Annotated in this window: 22 protein-coding genes; 16 read left to right on the top strand and 6 right to left on the bottom strand. The window is 69.0% G+C overall.

Annotated elements, in window-relative coordinates:
- Positions 1-88 precede the first annotated feature (88 nt).
- Positions 89-289 (top strand): PhzF family phenazine biosynthesis protein, encoded by a 201-nt coding sequence (locus tag AAD027_RS04870; protein WP_425605394.1) that lies wholly within the window; start codon positions 89-91, stop codon positions 287-289.
- Between the two features lie 29 nt (positions 290-318).
- Complete coding sequence (locus AAD027_RS04865) at positions 319-1,197, top strand: PhzF family phenazine biosynthesis protein (RefSeq protein WP_341724896.1); 879 nt, start codon at positions 319-321, stop codon at positions 1,195-1,197.
- 168 nt (positions 1,198-1,365) lie between these two features.
- Here AAD027_RS04865 and AAD027_RS04860 read toward each other — a convergent pair whose 3' ends face one another.
- The 4 genes from AAD027_RS04860 to AAD027_RS04845 all read right to left on the bottom strand — a co-directional run bounded on the left by AAD027_RS04860 (position 1,366) and on the right by AAD027_RS04845 (position 5,101).
- Positions 1,366-3,030, bottom strand: coding sequence for an amidohydrolase (locus tag AAD027_RS04860; protein ID WP_341724895.1), 1,665 nt, complete (start codon positions 3,028-3,030; stop codon positions 1,366-1,368).
- Between the two features lie 162 nt (positions 3,031-3,192).
- Positions 3,193-3,861 (bottom strand): glycine zipper 2TM domain-containing protein, encoded by a 669-nt coding sequence (locus tag AAD027_RS04855; protein WP_341724894.1) that lies wholly within the window; start codon positions 3,859-3,861, stop codon positions 3,193-3,195.
- A 69-nt stretch (positions 3,862-3,930) separates the two neighbouring features.
- Positions 3,931-4,626, bottom strand: coding sequence for an alpha/beta hydrolase (locus tag AAD027_RS04850; RefSeq protein WP_341724893.1), 696 nt, complete (start codon positions 4,624-4,626; stop codon positions 3,931-3,933).
- 40 nt (positions 4,627-4,666) lie between these two features.
- Positions 4,667-5,101 (bottom strand): OsmC family protein, encoded by a 435-nt coding sequence (locus AAD027_RS04845; protein WP_341724892.1) that lies wholly within the window; start codon positions 5,099-5,101, stop codon positions 4,667-4,669.
- 244 nt (positions 5,102-5,345) lie between these two features.
- Between AAD027_RS04845 and fusA the strand changes: the two genes are divergently transcribed.
- The 8 genes from fusA to AAD027_RS04805 all read left to right on the top strand — a co-directional run bounded on the left by fusA (position 5,346) and on the right by AAD027_RS04805 (position 11,990).
- A complete protein-coding gene (gene fusA, locus AAD027_RS04840) occupies positions 5,346-7,391 on the top strand; it encodes an elongation factor G (RefSeq protein WP_341724891.1) in 2,046 nt (681 codons plus the stop codon).
- A 316-nt stretch (positions 7,392-7,707) separates the two neighbouring features.
- Positions 7,708-8,106 carry an HU family DNA-binding protein gene (locus tag AAD027_RS04835; RefSeq protein WP_162109645.1) on the top strand — a complete coding sequence of 133 codons (399 nt, stop codon included), beginning with the start codon at positions 7,708-7,710 and terminating at the stop codon, positions 8,104-8,106.
- Between the two features lie 243 nt (positions 8,107-8,349).
- On the top strand, positions 8,350-9,030 hold the full coding sequence (locus AAD027_RS04830; RefSeq protein WP_341724890.1) for a tellurite resistance TerB family protein: 681 nt from the start codon (positions 8,350-8,352) through the stop codon (positions 9,028-9,030).
- A 9-nt stretch (positions 9,031-9,039) separates the two neighbouring features.
- Positions 9,040-9,609: a M23 family metallopeptidase gene (locus AAD027_RS04825; RefSeq protein ID WP_341724889.1), complete on the top strand. Its 570-nt coding sequence runs from the start codon at positions 9,040-9,042 to the stop codon at positions 9,607-9,609.
- A gap of 110 nt (positions 9,610-9,719) precedes the next feature.
- Positions 9,720-10,031, top strand: a complete 312-nt coding sequence (locus tag AAD027_RS04820; RefSeq protein WP_341724888.1) for a DUF3861 domain-containing protein — start codon at positions 9,720-9,722, stop codon at positions 10,029-10,031.
- A 28-nt stretch (positions 10,032-10,059) separates the two neighbouring features.
- Positions 10,060-10,698: a LysE family translocator gene (locus AAD027_RS04815; protein WP_341724887.1), complete on the top strand. Its 639-nt coding sequence runs from the start codon at positions 10,060-10,062 to the stop codon at positions 10,696-10,698.
- Positions 10,699-10,842: 144 nt separating this feature from the next.
- Positions 10,843-11,412 carry a DUF1439 domain-containing protein gene (locus tag AAD027_RS04810; RefSeq protein ID WP_341724886.1) on the top strand — a complete coding sequence of 190 codons (570 nt, stop codon included), beginning with the start codon at positions 10,843-10,845 and terminating at the stop codon, positions 11,410-11,412.
- A gap of 8 nt (positions 11,413-11,420) precedes the next feature.
- Positions 11,421-11,990, top strand: coding sequence for a DUF1439 domain-containing protein (locus AAD027_RS04805; protein WP_341724885.1), 570 nt, complete (start codon positions 11,421-11,423; stop codon positions 11,988-11,990).
- An 83-nt stretch (positions 11,991-12,073) separates the two neighbouring features.
- Here AAD027_RS04805 and AAD027_RS04800 read toward each other — a convergent pair whose 3' ends face one another.
- Positions 12,074-14,284, bottom strand: a complete 2,211-nt coding sequence (locus AAD027_RS04800) for a DUF5916 domain-containing protein (RefSeq protein ID WP_341724884.1) — start codon at positions 14,282-14,284, stop codon at positions 12,074-12,076.
- 121 nt (positions 14,285-14,405) lie between these two features.
- On the bottom strand, positions 14,406-14,873 hold the full coding sequence (locus AAD027_RS04795) for an SET domain-containing protein (protein WP_341724883.1): 468 nt from the start codon (positions 14,871-14,873) through the stop codon (positions 14,406-14,408).
- A gap of 151 nt (positions 14,874-15,024) precedes the next feature.
- On the opposite strand from AAD027_RS04795, the gene AAD027_RS04790 reads away from it, so the two are divergent.
- The 6 genes from AAD027_RS04790 to AAD027_RS04765 all read left to right on the top strand — a co-directional run bounded on the left by AAD027_RS04790 (position 15,025) and on the right by AAD027_RS04765 (position 21,324).
- Positions 15,025-15,558, top strand: a complete 534-nt coding sequence (locus tag AAD027_RS04790) for a cytochrome C (protein WP_341724882.1) — start codon at positions 15,025-15,027, stop codon at positions 15,556-15,558.
- A 181-nt stretch (positions 15,559-15,739) separates the two neighbouring features.
- Positions 15,740-16,201, top strand: coding sequence for an SUF system Fe-S cluster assembly regulator (locus AAD027_RS04785; protein ID WP_341724881.1), 462 nt, complete (start codon positions 15,740-15,742; stop codon positions 16,199-16,201).
- A 15-nt stretch (positions 16,202-16,216) separates the two neighbouring features.
- Entirely contained in the window at positions 16,217-17,656 is a 1,440-nt protein-coding gene (gene sufB / locus AAD027_RS04780) for a Fe-S cluster assembly protein SufB (protein ID WP_341724880.1), read from the top strand.
- Between the two features lie 191 nt (positions 17,657-17,847).
- On the top strand, positions 17,848-18,612 hold the full coding sequence (sufC, locus tag AAD027_RS04775; RefSeq protein WP_341724879.1) for a Fe-S cluster assembly ATPase SufC: 765 nt from the start codon (positions 17,848-17,850) through the stop codon (positions 18,610-18,612).
- 151 nt (positions 18,613-18,763) lie between these two features.
- Positions 18,764-20,074 carry a Fe-S cluster assembly protein SufD gene (gene sufD / locus AAD027_RS04770; protein WP_341724878.1) on the top strand — a complete coding sequence of 437 codons (1,311 nt, stop codon included), beginning with the start codon at positions 18,764-18,766 and terminating at the stop codon, positions 20,072-20,074.
- The gene (locus AAD027_RS04765) at positions 20,071-21,324 is read left to right on the top strand and encodes a cysteine desulfurase (protein WP_341724877.1); all 1,254 of its coding nucleotides are present in this window, start codon (positions 20,071-20,073) and stop codon (positions 21,322-21,324) included. The genes sufD and AAD027_RS04765 overlap by 4 nt, the downstream gene beginning before the upstream one ends.
- Positions 21,325-21,582 lie beyond the last annotated feature (258 nt).

Below are 21,582 nucleotides of genomic sequence, written 5' to 3'. Positions count from 1 at the left end.
GGATGCCCGAACCCTTCGGGCGTGAACCCTCGATTCTAGCCGAAGCCCTTCCCCGGAATGGCCTCCGCGCCTGCCCCGGAGGCCTTGCATGACCCCTCGCCGCTACCTGCAAGTGGATGTCTTCGCCGACCGCCCCGGCGCCGGCAATGCGCTGGGCGTGGTGCTGGACGCCGAGGGTCTGGATGGCGCGGCCATGCAGGCCATCGCGGGCTGGACCAACCTGTCCGAGGGCGAAGTGTGGATCGGCGGGCAGGTGCAACCGGTCATCCGCGGCAGCCTGACTTGGTAAGCTGCGCGGCCCCCACCCGAATCCCCGCCATGACTTCCAGACGCTACGTCCAACTGGACGTGTTCGCCGACCGGCCCGGTGCCGGCAACCCACTCGCCGTGGTGCTGGACGCCGACGGCCTGGACGATGCCGCCATGCAGGCCATCGCCCGCTGGACGCGCCTGCCGGAGACCACCTTCGTGTTCCCGGCCACCCGGCCGGAGGCCAGCTACGCCATCCGCATCTTCAGCCCGCGCCGCGAAGTGCCATTCGCCGGCCACCCCAGCGTGGGCACTGCGCATGTGGTGCTGGAGGCCGGCCTCGCCTCGCCACGCGACGGCCTGCTGGTGCAGGAAGGCATCGCCGGCCTGCTGCCGTTGCAGGTGGAGGGCGACGGCGCCACGCGCACGATCGCCGTGCGCACGCCGCGCGCGAACGTGGTGGAAGTCGGCGACCCCGCCGCGGACACGTCCCTGCGCGATGCGTTGAACGGCCTGCCACCCGGCGATCTTCCGCCTGCGCTGGTCGATGGCGGCCGCCGCTGGTGGCTGGCGGAAGTCAGCGACGAGGCCACGCTGCGCGCGGCCACGCCGGACTGGATCGCGATCGCGGCGCTGGCGAAAAACACCGACAGCATGGGCGTTTGCGCGTACGCGCGCGCCGAGGACCCCTCCTACGACCTGGCCGTGCGCGCCTTCGTCGGCGCGCCGGCCGCGTTCGAGGACGCCGCCTCCGGCGCGGCCAACGCCACCCTGGCCGCGTGGCTGAAATCGCGCGACGCCCTGCCCGGCGGCCGCGACCGCTATACCGTCAGCCAGGGCCGCGAAGTCGGCCACGACGCCCGCCTGCAACTGCGCGTGGACGCCGAAGGCAATGTCTGGTCCGGCGGCCACGTGCGCACGGTGGTGACCGGCCACATCGACTGGTAGCCCTTGGCCCTTGTGGGAGCGACGTCAGTCGCGACCGCGCGACCACAGGCGTCTGCGGAAGATCGGTTTGCGCCACCAGAACCCACTGCGACGTGCCCGGCATCCTGCCTCTTGAGCCGCCACCGGCGTGCAGTCGCGACTGACGTCGCTCCCACGGCCAGAGGGTTTCTATTCCGCTTCGTAGACAGGCTTGCCGTCTACCCACGTCGAGCGAATGTGCAGGTCGTCGAGTTGCTCGCCCGGCACCGCCAGCGGGTCCTCCTCCAGCACCACGAAATCGGCACGCAGGCCGGGCGCCAGGCGGCCCACGTCGTTCTCGTCGTGCGCGGCCCAAGCCGCATCGGCGGTGAAACCGCGCAGCGCGTCGGCGGCGCTGAGGCGCTGGTCCGGCATCCAGCCCGCTTCCGGATGGCCGGCAGCATCCTGCCGCGTCACGGCCGCGTACAAGCCGCGGCGCGGATCGACGGATTCGACCGGGAAGTCGGAACCCAGTGCCAGCTTCGCGCCGCTGTCGCGCAGGCGCTGCCAGGCGTACGCGCCGGTGATGCGCACCGGCCCCAGGCGATCCTGCGCCCACGGCATGTCGGACGTGGCATGGGTGGGCTGCATCGAAGCGATCACGCCCAGCGCGGCGAAGCGCGGCATTTCCTCCGGCGCGACCACCTGCGCGTGTTCGATGCGCCAGCGATGGTCTTGTCCGGCCCCCTCGCCCAGCACGCGCGCATAGGTATCCAGCACCAAGCGATTGCCACGGTCGCCGATGGCGTGCGTGGCGACCTGCACGCCGCAGCCGTGCGCCTTGCGGATGGCCGCCTCCAATGCCGCCGGTTCGGTGACCAGCAGGCCGCGGTTGCCGGGATCGTCGCTGTAGTCTTCCAGCAGCGCCGCGCCGCGGCTGCCCAGCGCGCCATCGACATACAGCTTCACGCCGCGCATCGAAAGACGCCCGCTTTCGTGACGGTAGGGCCCCTGCGCGCACAGGTCGGCCAACGCAGCGCCGTCGCCATCGGCGTAGGCATCCACGCGCAGCGGCAGCGCGCCTTCGTCCGCCAATCGCCGCATCAGCGCCAGGTCCCCGCGCGACACGCCCATGTCGTGCACGCCGGTCAACCCGTTGCGCACGGCCGCCTGCAAGGCCTTCTCCAGCGCCTGGCGGCGATAGGTCTCGTCCGGCGCCGGGACGACGGCATGCACCAGCGCCATGGCCGCATCCACGAACACGCCGCTGGGTTGACCATCGATGCGCTCGATGCGGCCGCCGTCGGGCTGCCAGTCGCCATCCAGCGGGCGAGCGGATTTCGCCGAAGCGGCGCGCAAGGCGGCGGAATTGGCCCAGCCGGCATGGCCGTCCACGCGTTCCAGCCAGACCGGACGGTCGGGGAACGCGGCGTCCAGATCGGCGGCCGTGGGGAAGTCCTTCTCCGGCCAGTCGTTCTGGTCCCAGCCGCTGCCCAGCAGCCAGGCGTCGGCAGGCAGTTGCTTCTCGTACTCGCGCAGGCGCGCGATCACCTCGGCCTTGTCGCGCGCGTCCACCAGGTCGGCATGCATCAGGGCGTAACCCAGGCCCATCAGGTGGCCGTGCGCGTCGATCAGGCCGGGGATGACGGTCTTGCCGGCGGCATCGATGCGCTCGGCATCGGGATAGCGGGCCAGCAGGTCGTCGGCATCCCCGATGGCAAGCACGCGACCGTTTTCATCCCACGCGAAGGCCCCCGCCACCGGCCGCGACGGATCGGACGTATGCACGCGCGCCGCCGTCAGCACCTGTACCTGCGCATGCGCCGCGCCCGCCAGTCCCAGTACGCACCCGATTCCCCACGCCAGACACCGCATGCCCTGCTCCCGAGTCGTTGATCGGCGCGACTATGCGGGGTGGGCCACGGCAGGGCAACCCGGCACGGAAAAGAGGGGCCTTGCGGCCCCTCGGTTGCGGCAGGATCCCCCCGTCTTTCGACGATGTGCCTGCAAAAGCGAAAGTTTCAGGCCAGTACGGCATCACTCCGGACGCACGTCCACGCGCACGCGGATGCGGTCGCCCGGATGGTGGTCGGTGCGGGTGTGGTAGGTGCGGTTGCCGTATTCGTAGGTGACGTCGTAGCCGCTGACGCGGCCATCGCCGTAGTAATCGCCACCGTAGCCGCGATCGCCGGCCGGCACCGGATCGCAGACGCGTACGCGGCCACGCTGCGCCTGCCGGTCGCGCTGCGCGCTGTCGTAGATGGAACGACCGGCCATGCCGCCGACCATCGAACCGACCGCGGTGCCCACGTAGCGCCCGCTGCCATCGCCGACCTTGCTGCCCAGCACCGCGCCAGCGATGCCGCCGATCACGGTGGCGACGGTACGGCCCGATTCGCTGCCTGTACCGGGATAGCGGCGGTCGCCGTAACCCTCGCCACGGTAATCATCCGGATAACGGTAACCGTCATCGCGGTAGCCGTCGCGCGCGTAGACGTCGTCGGCTTCCCGGTAATAGCAGTTCTGCCGGGCGGTGCCACGGTAGCCATCGTCGATCACCGGATCCACGCGCACCACGCGCGCATAGTCGTAATGCGGGCCGTACGCGTCGCGTTCGTCGGTTCCGTAGTGGCGCGTGGACTGCGCCGACGCGACGCCCGATGCCAGCAGTCCCATGGCCAGCAAGGTGGCGGAAACACGCTTCATGCCGGGACTCCCCAGCGCCGGATCGGCGCAGTCGCATGCTCCGGCCGGATGGGTGAAAAACGGCTGAACTCAGCTCGTCGGCCGGGCGCCGTTTAGCCATGCGACAGTTTGCGTCGCCACGCCCGCCGCATGGCGTCCCAGCAACGGTCCGACATGGCTGCCGGAAGGCGTTTCCAGCACATCCGCGCTCCATGCCGCCGCCATCGCCCGCGGGATCGCCACCGGGATGTCCTCGTCCCGTCGCGACAGCACGAACAACACCGGGCACGCGGGACGCTCGATGGCCAACCCTGCGTACGCCTCGCGCAGGACCGCGCCGGATTCGTCGCGCCAGCGGCGGAACGCGAACAGCGCGGTCGCTTCGTCCGAGTCCGACAATGCGCGATGCGTGGAGGACAGGCGTGCGTCGCGCCGCCAGGGCACGACGCCGGGCCACTCGCGGGCAGGCAGATCGCGATGCCACGGCGCGGGCGGCAACGGATTCGCCAGCACCAGCGCATCGGCGTCTTCCGCCACGCGCATCGCCAGCAGGCCGCCCAGGCTGGCGCCCACCACGGCACGCGGACGCGGCAAGGCCTCCAGCGCGTCCCGCGCCTGCCGCTGGTAGTCGCCGAACCGCGTGGCGGCCAACCCGTCGGCGATGGGCTCGAGGTCGGGCGCGGCCACCGCCATGCCGGACGATGCGAAGACATCGCGCCACAGGTTCCATTCCCAGCCACCGCCGCCGGCGCCGTGCACCAGCAATGCGGAACGGAAGCGGCTCACGCGCATTCCGTCCCGCGACGCCGGCACGCCGTGCGCCGGATCAAAGCAGCGTGGCTTCCAATGTCACCGGCACCGACAGCGCGCGCGAAATCACGCAGCCGGCCTTGGCCTGCTGGGCGATTTCCTCGAACTGCGCCGCACTGATGCCCGGCACGCTGGCCGATACGGTCAGCTTGATGCCGGTGACGGTCGGGCCCGGATCCATGCCCGGCTCCATCGTCGCTTCGGCGCGGGTCTGGATCTTGTCGGGCGTGAAGCCGGCCTTGCCCAGCACCGCCGACAGCGCCATGCTGAAACAGCCCGCATGCGCCACCGCCAGCAGTTCCTCCGGGTTGGTGCCCTTCTCGTCGCCGAAGCGCGTCTTGAAGGAATAGTTCTGCGCCTCGAACAGGCCGCTCTGCGGCGTGCTCAGGCTGCCCTTGCCGGCCTGCAGGTCGCCGTTCCACACCGCATCCGCATAACGTTTCAAAGCCATGGCTGTCGTCCTCGGGTCAGGGGGATGCGCAGCGTACACCGGCGGATGTTCACGCCGCGTTCCGCACTGCGACTTGACCCCCCTTGCCCATGCACCGATGCTGGCCGCCCGCCATGACCGCCCGCCGAGCGCCACGCTCACGGGATGCGCTCCGCCGGACAGCCATGACGACATCCGCGGATTCCTCCGCAAAGGCCCGGCCGTCCCCGGCCGGACTCTCCATAGACACGGGAGAAACGGCCTCATGTCGTACAGCACGCAACAGATCCGCAACGTGGCCCTGGCGGGCCACCCCGGCGCCGGCAAAACAACGTTGTTCGAAGCCCTGCTGCATGCCGGCGGCGCCCTCCAGGTGGCAGGCACCATCGAACGCGGCACCACCGTGTCCGACCACGACCCGATCGAGAAGGCCCGCGGGCACTCCATCGACACCGCCATCGCCAGCACCGACCACGGCGGCATGCACGTCAACCTGATCGACACGCCGGGCTACCCGGAATTCCGCGGCCCCGCGCTGTCGGCGTTCTCCGCGGTGGAAACGGCATTGATCGTCGTCGATGCCGACGCCGGCGTGGCGCACGGCACCCGCCGGCTGATGGAACGCGCGCGCGAACGCAACCTCTGCCGCGCCATCGTCGTCAACAAGATCGACCACGAAGGCGCCGACAGCGCCGGCGTGCTGGCCGCGCTGCGCGAGGAGTTCGGCCCGGAAGTGCTGCCGCTCAACCTGCCCGCCGAGGGCGGCAAGGCGGTGATCGACTGCTTCGGGCGGTCTTCGGGCGATTCCGACCTGGGGCCGGTGGCCGACTGGCACCAGAAGATCATCGACCAGGTGGTCGAGATCAACGAGACCGTGATGGAACACTACCTGGACCTGGGCGAAGGCGGCCTGTCCGGCGACGAACTGCACGACGCCTTCGAGCAGTGCCTGCGCGAAGGCCACCTGGTGCCGGTCTGTTTCGCCTCCGCGCGCACCGGCGTCGGGGTGAAGGAACTGCTGGACGTGGCCGAACGCCTGTTCCCCAATCCCGCCGAGGCCAACCCGCCACCGTTCGTCAAGGGCAATGGCGCCGGCGCGCAGCCCATCGAGGCCATGCCCGATCCGGACAAGCACGTCATCGCCGACGTCTTCAAGATCGTCAACGATCCCTTCGTCGGCAAGCTGGGCATCTTCCGCGTCTACCAGGGCACGCTGAAGAAGGACACGCAACTGTTCGTCGACGACGGCAAGAAGCCGTTCAAGGTCGGCCACCTGTTCAAGCTCAGGGGCAAGGACCACGTGGAAGTGGAGCAGGCCATCCCCGGCGACATCGCCGCGGTGGCCAAGGTGGACGACCTGCACTTCGATGCCGTGCTGCACGACAGCCACGACGAGGACCAGATCCACCTGGCGCCGGTCGATTTCCCCAGGCCGATGTTCGGCCTGGCCATCGAGGCCGCCAGCAAGGGCCAGGAGCAGAAACTGTCCATCGCGCTGCAGAAGCTGGCCGAGGAGGACCCGGCCTTCGTGGTCGAACACCAGCCCGAATTGAACGAGACGGTCATCCGCGGCCTGTCCGACCTGCACCTGCGGGTGATGCTGGAACGGTTGAAGGAACGCCATGGCGTGGAGGTGAAGACGCGGCCGCCGCGCATCGCCTATCGCGAAACCGTCAGCGCCAGGGCCGAGGGCCACCATCGCCACAAGAAACAGACCGGCGGCGCGGGGCAGTTCGGCGAGGTGTTCCTGCGCATCGAACCTCTGCCGCGCGGCGGCGGCTTCGAGTTCGTCGACGAGGTGAAGGGCGGCACCATTCCCGGCCAGTTCATGCCGGCGGTGGAGAAAGGCGTGCGCCAGGTGCTCAGCGGCGGCGCCATCGCCGGCTATCCGATCCAGGACGTGCGGGTGACGGTCTACGACGGCAAGCACCACCCGGTCGACAGCAAGGAAGTGGCGTTCGTCGCGGCCGGCAGGAAGGCGTTCCTGGACGCCATCGCCAAGGCGCGCCCGCAGGTGCTGGAACCGGTGGTGGACCTGGAAGTCAGCGTGCCCGAGGCGCAAGTAGGCGACATCACCGGCGGGCTGTCCAGCAAGCGCGCCCGCATCAACGGCACCGACGCGGTGCGCAGCGAGATCGTGGTCAAGGCGCAGGTGCCGCTGGCCGAACTGGACGGCTATGCCGCCGAGCTCAAGTCGATGACCGCGGGACAGGGCCGCTACAGCCTGGATTTCAGCCACTACGAACCGGTGCCGCCCAACCTGCAGCAGAAGCTGGTGGAGAGCTACAAGCCCGGGCACGAGGAGGATTGACGCCGCGATAATGGGAATACTGGTCCTCCGCACGATTCTTCGCTGCCGTCGGCGTCGTCCCGGAGAGCGCTCCAGCATGCGGATGGCCGCGCGCGGGCGCGATCCGGAACCGCGCGTCGCCGGGCCCGGCAGGGGCATTTCCGACACGCGCAGGCGGCATTCGCGGGCCGCGATGGCACAAAAAACGAAAAAAAGCGAAAAAAAGCAGGTTTGCAGGCCTGTTTGCTCTTGGCGGCGCGATCCCTTTGCCCTACATTTCGCTTGCCGACGCGATCGGCCCGATTACCCAACCTACCGACTGTAGAGACAGGACACTATGGCAAAGAGCACCAAGAAGGCCGCGCCGAAAAAGGCCGCCAAGAAAGCCGCACCGAAGGCCGCCGCCAAGCCGGCCGCGCCGAAGCCGATCAAGGAAGCGCTGAGCAAGTCGGGCCTCGTCGCCCACATCGCCGAAGCTACCGCCGTGGCCGCCAAGGACGTCCGCGCCGTGCTGGCCTCGCTGGAAAGCGCCGTGCATGCCTCCATCAACAAGAAGGGCGCCGGCGCCTTCACCCTGCCGGGCCTGCTGAAGATCACCGCCGTCAACGTGCCGGCCAAGCCGAAGCGCAAGGGCATCAACCCGTTCACCAAGGAAGAACAGTGGTTCGCCGCCAAGCCCGCCTCGGTGAAGGTGAAGGTGCGTCCGCTGAAGAAGCTGAAGGACGCCGCGGCCTGATCGCCACGACATCCAGGTTCCACCGGATCGGGACGGCCATGCCGTCCCGATTCTTTTTGGGGGGCGCCCCGCGGCACGGGGGCGCCGTTGGATACGAGCGCGTCGCAACGCGCCCGAATCCCGCCCCCAACCCATGAAGCGCTTCGGCCAGATGCCGGGAAACAGGGCTCGCTCGGCTCTACCGGAACCCAACATGCCATCGGTCATCCTTGCGATCCATCGCGGCCGTCCGCAGTTCTGCCCATGTCACTTCCCACCGAAGGCGTGCATCGCATGAAGATCCAGGGTTTCCTCGACCATCTGCTGAAATCCCCGCAGGGCGGCGGTTCCGCCGGCGGGCTCGGCGGACTGCTCAACGCGGACTTCGGCAAGGGCGCGGTGGCCGGCGGCGCGCTGGGCCTGCTGCTGGGGAAGAACAAGACCACGCGCAAGCTGGCCACCTACGGCGGCCTTGCCGCGCTCGGCGTGATGGCCTACCGTGCCTACAACGACTACACGCAGCAACAGGGCGGTTTTGCCGCCGGGGCGGGTCCGCAGACCGTGGACCGCCTGCCGCCGCAGGCGGAACTGCACGGCCAGGCCATCCTGAAGGCGCTGGTCGCCGCCGCGAAGGCCGATGGCCACATCGACGCGCGCGAGCGGCAGGCGATCGAAGGCGAGTTCTCCCGCATCGGCGCCGATGCCGAGCTGCAGGGCTGGCTGCACGCCGAACTGGAGAAACCGCTGGATCCGGCCGAAGTCGCCCGCGCCGGCACCACGCCGGAGATCGCGTCCGAGATGTACCTGGCCAGCCTGATGGTGGCCGACGAACAGAACTTCATGGAGCGCGCGTACCTGGACGAACTGGCGCAGCAGCTGAAGCTGGGCGACGGCCTGAAGGCGCAACTGGAGAAACAGTTGGCGCAGCAGGCCGGCGCGGGCTGATTCCGCACCGTGCCTGCGTCCACCGCACGGCGGCTGCGCCGCATCCTGGTCACGCTGGCCTGCCTGGCGGCATTGGCGCTGGCCGCGATGTGGTCGTGGAAGCAGCCCTTCATGGCCATGCCGCGCATGCTGTGGGACATCTCGCGCGCGTCGCCGCCCACCGCCCTGCCCGTGCCCGTGCAAGGGGTCGAGGCGCGCCGGATCGCGGACACCTTCGGCGCCGCGCGTGGCAGCGACCGCCTGCACCAGGGCGTGGACATCTTCGCCCCTCGCGGCACGCTGGTATCAAGCGCCACGCGCGGCGTGGTGGTGTCGGTACGCGAAGGCGGGCTGGGCGGCAAGCAGGTATGGGTGCTGGGGCCGGGCCGCGAACGCCACTACTACGCGCATCTGGACGACTGGGTCCCGGGCCTGGCCGAAGGCCAGGTGGTGCAGGCTGGCGATCCGCTGGGCATGGTCGGGACCACCGGCAACGCCCGCGGCACCCCGCCCCACCTGCACTACGGCATCTATGGCGCGCAGGGCGCCTACGACCCGTTGCCGCTGTTGCGCCACCGGGATTCACCGTCCGTCCGCTGAATCCGCGAGACGCGCGGAACACTCCATCGCGGCGGCGGCCCTCGTGCCGGCACGGCGAGGGGCCTATCTTGGTCCTGCCCCTTCCGCCACGCGTTCCACCGCACGCCGCCATGTCCAATCAGACCCACCGCTATCGCATTACCGTCACTCCCATCGAATCCGATGGCCTGCAGTGCAACGGCCGCTGCACCATCGAGTTCGAACACAGCTGCCACGACGACTGGATGCGCATCCTCGAGAACGTGCAGCGCCAGCGCGGCTTCAGCGGCGACGAACGCGCCGCGCTGGTCGTCGGCACCAAGCTGCTCGGCGGCCTGATGCTGGACCATCGCAAGGACAGCGACGACCTGTTCGCCCCGTTGCGGCCGCACATGGGCGAGTTCATCAAGACACTGAAGGAACGCAGCCGGGAAGCCGGCTGACCCGTCAACGCCACCAGGACCGCCCGCCATGTTCGACGCCACCACTTTGCTGGCCTACACCGCGGCGGCCACCGTGCTGGTGCTGATTCCCGGACCGGGCACGGCCTGGATCGTCGCGCAGAGCGTCGCCGGCGGCACCCGCCGCGGCGCACAGGCCGCGGTGGGATTGGAAACCGCCACGCTGATCCACGCGCTGGCCGCCGGGCTGGGACTCTCCGCCGTGCTGGCCACCTCGGCGCTGGCCTTCGAAGTGGTGAAGTACGCCGGCGCGGCCTACCTGGTCTGGCTGGGCATCAAGGCCTGGCGCGAACGCGACCCTTCCCCCGTGCAGGCCGGACCCGCACCCGCCGCGCGCCTTCCCGCGCACCACGTCTATCTGCGCTCGGTACTGACCGGCGTGCTCAACCCCAAGGTGGCGGTGTTCTTCCTGGCCTTCCTGCCGCAGTTCGTCGATCCTGCGCGCGGCGCGGTGCCGCTGCAGTTCCTGCTGCTGGGGCTGATCCTGTCGGCGATCGGTCTGTGCAACAGCCTGGCGCTGGCCTGGCTGGTCGGCCGCGTCGGCCGCCGCATGACGGCCAGCCCGCGAACGATGCGCTGGAAGCGCCGGATCACCGGCGGCGTCTTCGTCGCGCTGGGCCTGCGCCTGGCCACGCAGGCGCGCGCATAGCCGCGGCGGCCCGGCGCCGCGATCCCTGACTGTGCGACCGCTACATCGTCGCGGTGCGTTTCGGGGAAGGCACCCCGCCGCGCCCGGTTAGCCAACGGACAGGCGACGGCCGCTAAGGTGCGCGGACGTCACACGGAGCCCTCCATGCGCACACGCCGCCGCTTCCTGATCGCCGCCCTGGCTGCAGGCACCGCCTTCGCACTGGCGGGCTGCGAAACTCTCAACACCGTCACCGGGCTGCTGGGCAACCAGCTCAACTTCACCCAGCCGCAGTTGCAGCGCTACCTCAACCACAGCTTCCCGCGCGAGTTCGACAAGCTGGGCGGGCTGGTTTCCGCGACGCTGACCAATCCGCGCCTGAGCATCCCTTCCGGCGACAACCGCCTGCGGCTGGATTTCGACATCGGCGTCAGCGCGCTGGGCGCGCGCGATGTCAGCCGCGGCCATTTCGCGCTGGCCAGCCGGCTGCGCTACAACCCGGCCACGCAGGGGCTGCATCTGGACAATCCCGAGATCCTCGCCGTCGATGTGCCGGGCGCGGGCTCGCTGCTGTCCGGCGGCACGCGCGAACTGGTCAACACCGTGCTGGTGGAATACGCCCGCAACGAGCCGGTCTATCGCATCGACAGCGACGTGCTGAACCGCCTGCCCTCCGGCAAGCGGATCGGCGCCACCGACATCGAGGACGGCCGCGTCGTCGTCCGGCTGCAATGAGGCCCCCCATGAACGCACGCTTCTTCACCCGCATCTGCCTGTCCGCTGGCCTGCTGGCGGCTTCCGCGCTGGCCTTCGGGCAGGAAGACGGTCCCGCCACGTTGCGCTTCGATGCCGCGCAGTTGCAGGCGGCGGCCGAAGGCGGATTTCCCTTGCAGCGCGACCTGCTGGAAGGTTTCGCCACGCTGTCGCTCAGCCAGCCGAAGGTGCGCATTCCCGTTCCCGGCGAACGCGTCCAGCTGGAGTTGGACTACGACGTGGAACTGCTGACGTCCCGCTCGGCGGAAACCGGCCGGTTCACCGTCAGCAGCGGATTGCGCTACGACCCGGCCACGCGCGGGCTGCACCTGGCCGATCCGCAACTTCAGGATTTCCAGACGCTGTCGTCGCGCGGCGGACTGGATGCCGGCACGCGCGGGGTGGTCAATGCCCTGATGCAGGACTACGCACGCGACCGGCCGCTGTACCAATTGACCGAGGAAGAGCTGGCGCAGGTGCCGGGCCAGCTCACCGCGCAATCGCTTCGCGTCGAGGATGGCCAGGTCGTGCTGCGGCTGGGGTCGCCGACCGGGGAGTGATCCATGGGGCGGCACGGCGCGCCCCCGTCACCCACGCCGCAAACCGCGCCCGCGGCCACGCCGCGGAGCGATCCGGCATCGTCTCAGATCTCGAACCGGTAGCTCAGCTTCACCATCAGCTGTTCGTCGTCGCGCAGGCGGAAACTGTCGCGCAGCAGGTCGTCGACGCCGTCGCTGGTCGGCCGTTGCTCGTAGCCGCCGCGCGCGTACACCACGTACAGGTACGACAACGGCGCCAGTTCGTAGCGGTAGCGCACCTGGAAGCCGAGATTGCGCACGCTGAAATCATCGACCGGCTCGCCGGTGGCCACGGCATGCCCCTGCGTGTCGAAACGCCAGGCATCGCGCAGGCGCGCGTCCAGCGCGATCACCTGCATCTTGACCCGCAGTTCGTGGCGGGCGTCGATCACCCAGTCCAGCCCGGCATTGAGGTCCATTTCGCGGCGCTCGAAGCTGCCGGCGAGATTCTCCCGCTCCCATACCAGCCAGTCGGGCGTGTGGATGGCGTAGAAGCCGCCATACAGGCTGAAGGCGTCGCTGAGGAAGTAGGTCGCGGTGTAGCCCGCGCCGAAGCCGACCTTGCGGTTGCCGGCCAGGCCGCCGGTCAAGGCTTCCAGTTCGGTCTCGTGGCCCCAGTTGCCCTTGCGCGGGCGCTGGTACTCGAAATAGGTGTTGACGTTCGCCGGCAAGCGCACGATGCCGTTGCCGCGCAGCAGCAGGTCGCTGATGCCGGCGCTGTTGACGTTCATCTGCGCGTACTCGTAGCTGCCGTCGCGCAGGCGCCCTTCGCGGCTCACCCGGAACTGGTCGTTGAGCTTCTCGCCATGGTTGTTGTGGCTGCTGCTGACCCGCCAGCGCCAGTCCTTCGAGGCATAGCGCGAGGCATCCGGCATGTCGGTGAAGCGCTTGCGCACCTCCCAGTGCAGGTAGTTGGTGCTGTTGCGCGACAGATAGCCGAAGTCGTTGATCTGCAGGTCGTTGCCGAAGTGCATGGCGATCCACTGCTGGCGCCAGCCGCGGTCCATCTCGTAGTCGGCCCACACGGTCGCGCCGATGTCCTGCACCTTGTCGCCGGCCTGATCGATGCGGCTGCCCAGCAGGCGGCTGCGGATGTTCAAGCGCGCGGTCGGCCGCCAGTTGTGGTCCACGCCCAGCACGGTGGCCTCGCGGTCCCGCCACGGATCGTCCACGCGCGTCAGCATCGCGCCGAGGTTCTGCTTGTCGAAATCGCGCACCAGCCGCAGCGCCTGGAACGAACGGCCGGCGGCGCCGTCCTCGTCCGCGGCGAATACGCCGTAGTTCGCCTGGCCCAGGCTGCCGTTGAACTTGACCGCGGCGGTGATGTCGCCGGTGCTGCCCACGCGCCGCGTGTACAGCTGCTGGCTGAAGTCCGACGGCGTGGTCAGCTCGAAGATGCCCTGGTTCTCGGTGAAGAACGGGCGCTTGTCGCTGACGAAGGTCTCCGTCGCGCTGAAGTTGACGACCAGGTCGTCGCTTTCCACCTGGCCGAAATCGGGGTTGAGGGTCGCGGTCAGCTGGAAGCGGCCATGCGGCTTCCAGAACACGTCCACGCCGCCGTTGAAGTCGCTGCCGCCGCCGACGTTGTCGTAAAGCCCGGAGACGTAGGGCGTGACCGCCAACAGCGACTGGTCGTACCGCGGCACGGTGATCGCCGCGAAGTCGGACAGGAAGCGCGGGCGCTCGAAGCTGGCCAGCGGCCACGCCGACCGCTCGCCGGTCGAGCCGATCACCCGGGCCAGGAACACCTTCAACGTGCGCTGGCCGTCCTTGCCGTCGCGCATCGGCGCGGTGTGCCAAGGGATCCGCAGTTCCACCGACCAGCCCTGCTCGTCCTCGCTGACCGCGTGCTGCCACAGCCCGTCCCAGTCGTTGCTGAACTGGTTCTCGTTGGTGATGATCTCGTCGGCGACGCCGCCGGTGGAACTGACCGTGAAGGCATAGCCGGTGCGGCCGTCGCCGTCGAAATCGACGAACACGTTGACGCGGTCCACCTGCTCGTCGAAGTCGCGCTGCACCTTCTGCCGCGTGCGCGGCACGCCCGGCGGCTGGGTATTGCGGAAGGCGAAGGCAAGGCCCTCGGGCGTCGCCAGCACCCACGCCTCGGTGGGCAGCGACGCCGGCTCGCCCGACAGCGGCTGGGTCTTGCGGAAGTCGGTGATGTGCTGCGCCCCGGCCCATTCCTCCGGATCGATGCGGCCGTCGATCTCGACGGCATGGGCGTTGGCGCAGAGCAGGCCCAGCGCAAGCAGGGCGGTCGGGCGGGACAGGGGCATGAGGGCGGGAGGTGGTGGTCCGGGGTGCGCGCACGGTAACGGGGATGCGCGGGCGCCACACCTGCCTTCGGTCATTTCAACCTTTTGGGAGCCGACGGCATCCGTGCCGGCGGGGAAGGCTTCAGCGCTTGGGCTGCAGCATCGTGCCGGTGCACTTCCTGCTGCCGCAGCGGCAGGCCCATATCTTCTTCAGGCGGGCGGTGTGCGGCTCGGACAGGGTGATCCCGTAGTTGTAGGTCAGCTCCTCGCCCGGCTTGATGTCGCGGATCGCCTCGATGAACACCTTGTCCTTCTTGCGGTTCTTGCCGTCGTGTTCCTCGATGACCGCTTCGCAGTTCGGGTCGCAGCTGTGGTTGATCCAGCGCGCCTTGTTGCCCTTGTGGTTGGCGTCGATGACGTAATCGTCGTTGAGCGTGAACAGGAAGGTATGGCCGGAATCCACGTCGCCGGTGTCGTCGGCATCCACCTCGTCGTGCGTGCGGCGCTTGCCCTTGTATTCCACCACCCGCTCGCCCTTCTTGATCGGCGCGATGGCGAACACGCCGTTGCCGTGGATGTCGGATTGGCGGGCTTCGATCTTGCGGGGCATGCAGTGTCCAGGCGCGGGAGGTGGAACCGGGATTCTCGCCTAGTCGGCCGGCTTTCCCAAGCCCGGCGACCTGAATGCCCCCTGTTCCCCCTGGCCGGTGCCTGCGTGGCGCCGCGTTTCAAAGTCCAATTCCCACTCCCGCACATCCGCCATGCGTACGCATTCCCTCTATCCGGTCACTGTCCTGGTCCTGGCGCTGGCCGGCTGCCAGCCCTCGGCCGGGACCGGCACGGCCTCCGCTTCGCCGGCGCCGGTCGCCGCGGCCGACGCCGACCTGCTCGCGCGTGGCGAGTACCTGGTCCGGGTGGCCGGCTGCAACGACTGTCACACGCCCGGCTACGGCGAGGCGCAGGGCCAGGTGGACCAGGCGCAGTGGCTGGTGGGCTCGCGGCTGGGATTCCATGGCCCCTGGGGCACCACCTACCCCACCAACCTGCGCCTGCGCATGCAGGCGCTCACCGAGGCGCAGTGGCTGGAATACAGCGCCAACCTGCGCACCCGGCCGATCATGCCGGACTTCGCCGTGCGCGACATGGCCGAGGACGACCGCCGCGCGATCTACCGCTTCGTGCACTCGCTGGGCCCCGCTGGGCAGCCGGCTCCGGACGCGCTGCCGCCCGGCAGGACGCCGCCGGCGCCCTACTTCGGGCTGGTGCTGCCGCCATTGCCCGGGGCGGGCGAATGACGGGCCGCTGGGCGGCCCCGCTCACCATGGAAAGAGCCGTCCGTTGAATATCCGGTTGCAGTGCCGGTCATCAGCGATCGGGGGTGACATCCGTCAACCGCCTGAACGACCGACCCGGCCGGTTTGAGACGGCCGGGATAAAAGCGTACAATTTCGGTACGCTTTCTGGACTTCCCCCGCCATGCTCCGTGTCACCAAGCTCACCGACTACGCCACCGTGGTCCTGACCGTGCTCGCCGCACGGCCGGGTGAGATCCTCAGCGCCTCCGACCTGGCCGAGCATTCGGGCCTGGAACCGCCCACGGTCAGCAAGGTGCTCAAGCCGCTGGCCCAGGCCGGGCTGGTCGAAGGCCTGCGCGGCGTGCACGGCGGCTACCGGCTGAGCCGCGATGCGGCCGACATCAGCCTGGTCGAGATCGTCGAGGCCATGGAAGGGCCGCTGGCGATGACCGAATGCAGCCAGAGCGAAAGCCATTGCGGCATCGCCCACCAGTGCGGCGCGCGCGCCAACTGGCGGCTGATCAACGACGTGGTCGCCGACGCCCTGCGCGGCTTCACCCTGGCGCAGATGATCGCCCCTCCCCCTTCTTCCTCGGACGACACGCACCGGCGATCCATCGCCGTGCATGTCGCCGCGAGTTGACCCGTAGGCAGCCCCATGGCCACCGAAAACGCTGAAATCCTGGAACAGCTGGGACGTCGCTACGACGCCGGCTTCATCACCGACATCGAATCCGATTCGCTGCCGCCCGGCCTCGATGAGGACGTGGTGCGCGCGCTGTCCGCCAAGAAGGAGGAACCGGAATGGATGACCGAATGGCGCCTGGCCGCCTACCGCCACTGGCTGACCATGCCGGTGCCGCACTGGGCCAAGCTGAGGATCGCGCCGATCGACTTCCAGGCCATCAGCTACTACAGCGCGCCCAAGGCCAAGTACGCCTCGCTGGATGAAGTGCCGCAGGAACTGCTGGACACCTACGACAAGCTGGGCGTGCCGTTGCACGAGCGCGCCAGGCTGGCCGGCGTGGCGGTGGACGCGGTGTTCGATTCCGTGTCCGTCGGCACCACCTTCCGCAAGGAACTGGCCGAGAAGGGCATCGTGTTCTGCTCGATGAGCGAGGCGATCAAGGAATACCCGGACCTGGTCAGGCAGTACCTGGGCAGCGTGGTGCCCACCGGCGACAACTACTTCGCCGCGCTGAACTCGGCGGTGTTCTCCGACGGCAGCTTCGTGTTCATCCCGAAGGGCGTGCGCTGCCCGATGGAACTGAGCACCTACTTCCGCATCAACGCCGGCCATACCGGCCAGTTCGAGCGCACCCTGATCATCGCCGAGGACAAGAGCTACGTGTCCTACCTGGAAGGCTGCACCGCGCCGATGCGCGACGAGAACCAGCTGCACGCGGCGGTCGTCGAACTGGTGGCGCTGGAAGACGCCGAGATCAAGTACAGCACCGTGCAGAACTGGTACCCCGGCGACGAGGAAGGCCGCGGCGGCATCTACAACTTCGTCACCAAGCGCGCCGAATGCCGCGGCGACCGCAGCAAGGTGACCTGGACGCAGGTGGAGACCGGTTCGGCCATCACCTGGAAATACCCGTCATGCGTGCTGCTGGGCGACGACTCGGTGGGCGAATTCCACTCCGTCGCGCTGACCCACCACCGCCAGCAGGCCGACACCGGCACCAAGATGATCCACATCGGCAGGAACACCAAGTCGAAGATCGTCAGCAAGGGTATCAGCGCCGGCCGCGGCCAGAACACCTACCGCGGCCTGGTCAAGGTGGACCGCAACGCCGCCGGCGCGCGCAACTACACCCAGTGCGACAGCCTGCTGATCGGCAAGCAGTGCGGCGCGCACACCTTCCCCTACATCGAGGTCAAGAACCCGACCGCGACGCTGGAACACGAAGCCACCACCTCGAAGATCTCCGACGACCAGATGTTCTACTGCCGCGCCCGTGGCATCAGCCAGGAAGACGCGGTGTCGATGATCGTCGACGGCTTCTGCAAGCAGGTGTTCCGCGAGCTGCCGATGGAATTCGCGGTGGAAGCGAAGAAGCTGCTTGAAGTGTCGCTGGAAGGCTCGGTGGGCTGACCTGCTTTTTCCCTTCTCCCTCCGGGAGAAGAGCCTGCCCCCGAAGTGCTTCTGGTCGGGGGTGGCGCGAAGCGCCGGATGAGGGTACGGAGGCACCAGCGACGTCCGAACCATCATGGACTTCGCCGGACCCTCACCCCAACCCCTCTCCCGTCGGGAGAGGGGCTCGAAGGATCACAACGGAAACGAACATGCTCAAGATCGAAAACCTCCACGCCCGCGTCGCCGGCAAGGACATCCTCAAGGGCCTCTCGCTGGACGTGAAGCCCGGCGAAGTGCACGCCATCATGGGCCCCAACGGCGCGGGCAAGTCCACGCTGGGCAACATCCTGGCCGGCCGCGACGGCTACGAAGTGACCGCCGGCACGGTGGAGTTCGAGGGCAGGCCGTTGCTGGACCTGGCGCCGGAAGAACGCGCCGCCGCCGGCGTGTTCCTGGCCTTCCAGTACCCGGTCGAGATTCCCGGCGTCAACAACACCTATTTCCTGCGCGCCGCGCTCAACGCCCAGCGCAAGGCGCGCGGCGAGCCGGAACTGGATTCCATGCAGTTCCTCAAGCTGGTGCGCGAGAAGCTGGCCGTGCTGCACCTGCGCGACGACCTGTTGCACCGTGGCGTCAACGAGGGCTTTTCCGGCGGCGAGAAGAAGCGCAACGAGATCTTCCAGCTGGCCGTGCTGGAACCGAAGCTGGCGATCCTGGACGAAACCGACAGCGGCCTGGACATCGACGCGCTGAAGAACGTCGCCGAAGGCGTCAACGCGCTGCGCTCGCCCGACCGTGCCTTCCTGGTCATCACCCACTACCAGCGCCTGCTGGACTACATCAAGCCCGACGTGGTGCACGTGCTGGCCGACGGCCGCATCGCCGAAAGCGGCGGCCCGGAACTGGCGCTGGAACTGGAAGCGCACGGCTACGCCTGGCTGAAGGATCGCGTGGCGCCGGAGCGGGCGGCGTGAGCATGAAGACGCCCCCATCCACCCCGCCCCGTCATCCCGGCGAACGCCGGGACCCAGCGACTTCCGTCGCCGGGTGCAGGGTGATTGAAAAGCAAAGGCACTGGGTCCCGGCTTGCGCCGGGATGACGGCTTTATTCTTCTCCGTGACCGCATGAACATCCTGCTCGATTCACTGGCCTCCACCTTCCACGGCGACGCCGCGCGCCGCGCCGTGCTGGACGAAGCATTGCGCGACGGCCTGCCCGGCCCGCGCACGGAGGCGTGGAAATACACCTCGCTGCGCCAGCTCGAGCGCCGCAGCTTCGGCCCGGTGGAAACCGTACCGGCCATCGACCCGCTGCTGCTGGCCGACATCCCCGGGCCGCGCGCGGTGTTCGTCAACGGCCGCTATTCGGTGGCGCTGTCGCTGACCACCGACCTGCCGGACGGCGTCAGCCTGCAACTGCTGTCCGAGGCCCTGGCCGAGGGCGGCGACGCCGCGCGCTTCCTGCAACGCCGGTTCGAGCGCACCGACGAGGTCTTCGCCCGCCTCAACGCCGCGCTGGCCACCGAGGGCGTGCTGCTGCGCGCCGAACCCGACGCCCGCAGCGAACGTCCGCTGCACCTGGTCTTCATCGGCGCGGCCGAATCGGAAATTCCGCACGAGGATGCGCAGGCGCTTGCGAAGAGCTCGCATGCGCCTGATCACGCCTGGCACCTGCGCAACCTGATCGAACTGCGCGCCGGCGCGGCGCTGACCGTGGTGGAGCACCATTTCGCCACCTCGCCGCATGCGCACTTCATCAACGCGCTGACCCATGTGCACCTGGCCAGGGACGCGCGGCTCACGCATGCGCGCGTGCAGGCGGAGAGCGACCGTGCGACCGCGCTGCTGCGCACCGACGCGGTGATGGCGCGCGACACCGAGTACCGCCGCGTCGACCTGGAGCTGGGCGGCGCGCTGTCGCGCCACGAGCTGAACGTGCGGCTGGAAGGCGACAACGCCCGCCTGACCGCCAATGGCGTGCTGCTGGCGCATGGTCGCCGGCACGTGGACACGCGGCTGGGCATCGACCACATCGCCCGCGATACCGCGTGCGAACTGACCTGGCGCGGCATGGGCGCGGGCCGCGGACGCGTCGTGTTCCATGGCGGCATCCTGATCCGCGAGGGCGCCGATGGCACCGATGCGGCGCTGTCGAACAAGAACCTGCTGCTGTCCGAGAACGCCGAGATCGACACCCAGCCGGTGCTGGAGATCCACGCCGACGAGGTGAAGGCCGCGCACGGCGCCACCGTCGGCCGGCTGGAAACCAACGCGTTGTTCTACCTGCGCTCGCGCGGCCTGCCGGAAGCGGAGGCGCAGCAGTTGCTGACCGCCGCGTTCTGCCGCGAGCCGCTGTCGGTGATCGAGAACGGCGAACTGCGCGACCTGCTGGTGGCCCGCGTCGATGGCGCGCTGGCGACGCTGGGGATGGCATGAACCACGAAACCACCCACGTCGCCAGTGTGGATGCCGGCATCGACTGGGCGCGCATCCGCGCCGACTTCCCGCTGCTGACGCGCCAGGTCAATGGCAAGCCGCTGATCTACCTGGACAGCGCCAACACCGGGCAGAAGCCGGCCTCGGTCATCCAGAGCGTGGACGACTTCTACCGCCGGCACAACGCCAACGTCAGCCGCGCCGTGCACACGCTGGGCACCGAGGCCACCGAGGCCTACGAAGGCGCGCGCAGGAAACTGGCGCGCTTCCTCAACGTGCGCGCCGACGAGCTGGTGCTGTGCAGCGGCACCACCTTCGCGATCAACCTGGTCGCGTATTCGTGGGCGCTGCCGAAACTGAAGGCCGGCGACGTCATCCTGGTCTCGCGGATGGAGCACCACGCCAACATCGTGCCGTGGCAGCTGGTCGCCCAGCGCACCGGCGCCAGCATCCGCGTGGCGGAGATCCTGCCGGACGGCACGCTGGACCTGGACGCGCTGCACGCCGCCCTGACCGGCGAGGTGAAGCTGCTCGCCATCGCGCATACCTCCAACGTGCTGGGCACGGTCAACCCGGTGCGCGAGATCTGCCGCGAGGCCCGCAGGCGCGGCATCGTCACCGTCGTCGACGGTTCGCAGGCGGTGCCGCACCGCCCCGTGGACATCGCCGCCATCGGCTGCGACTTCTACGCCTTCACCGGCCACAAGATGTGCGGCCCCACCGGCACCGGCGCATTGTGGGCGCGCCGCGAGCACCTGCAGGCCATGCCGCCCTTCATCGGCGGCGGCGAGATGATCAAGGAAGTCAGCTTCGACGGCACCGTGTTCAACGACCCGCCGCACAAGTTCGAGGCCGGCACGCCCAACATCGCCGGCTTCATCGGCCTGGGCGCGGCCGTGGACTACCTGGACGGCGTGGGCATGGCGAACATCGAGGCGCGCGAGGCGGAGCTGCTGGCGCACGCGACCGAGGAACTGGACAGGATCGACGGCCTGCGCATCTTCGGCCGCGCGCCGGACAAGGCCGCGGTCGTCTCGTTCCTGGTCGAAGGCGCGCACGCGCACGACCTGGCCACCCTGCTGGACCTGGAAGGCGTGGCCGTCCGTTCCGGCCAGCACTGCGCCCACCCGCTGCTGCAGTTCTACGGCGTAGCCGCGACCCTGCGCGCTTCGTTCGCGTTCTACAACACACACGAGGAAATCGAGCGCTTCGTCGCTGCGCTTAAGAAGGCCCGCGGCCTGCTGGCGTAGGGTGCGCCCGCCTCCCGCCTGCACGACGACGAACGCGCCGTAGGGTGCGCCCTGGCGCACCACCGCTCACCGGCATGCACGACCCAAGCCCCTCTTCCCCTCGGGAGAGGGGTTGGGGTGAGGGGCGGACGAAGCCCGTCCGTGTCTTGCTCCATGTACCGGCGGCCTGTGAATTCACGTCTTGCGTTCATTCGGAATGAACGCAATATGTTCATTGTCACTCTTCGGAAGAGCCTGCTTTCGCTTTCGGCATGGCGC

Origin of the sequence: Pseudoxanthomonas putridarboris (assembly GCF_038321125.1) — a bacterium.
GTDB classification, from domain to species: domain Bacteria; phylum Pseudomonadota; class Gammaproteobacteria; order Xanthomonadales; family Xanthomonadaceae; genus Pseudoxanthomonas_A; species Pseudoxanthomonas_A putridarboris.
The sequence above is the reverse complement of the archived record's forward strand: the minus strand, read 5'-3'. Positions and strand labels throughout refer to the sequence as shown.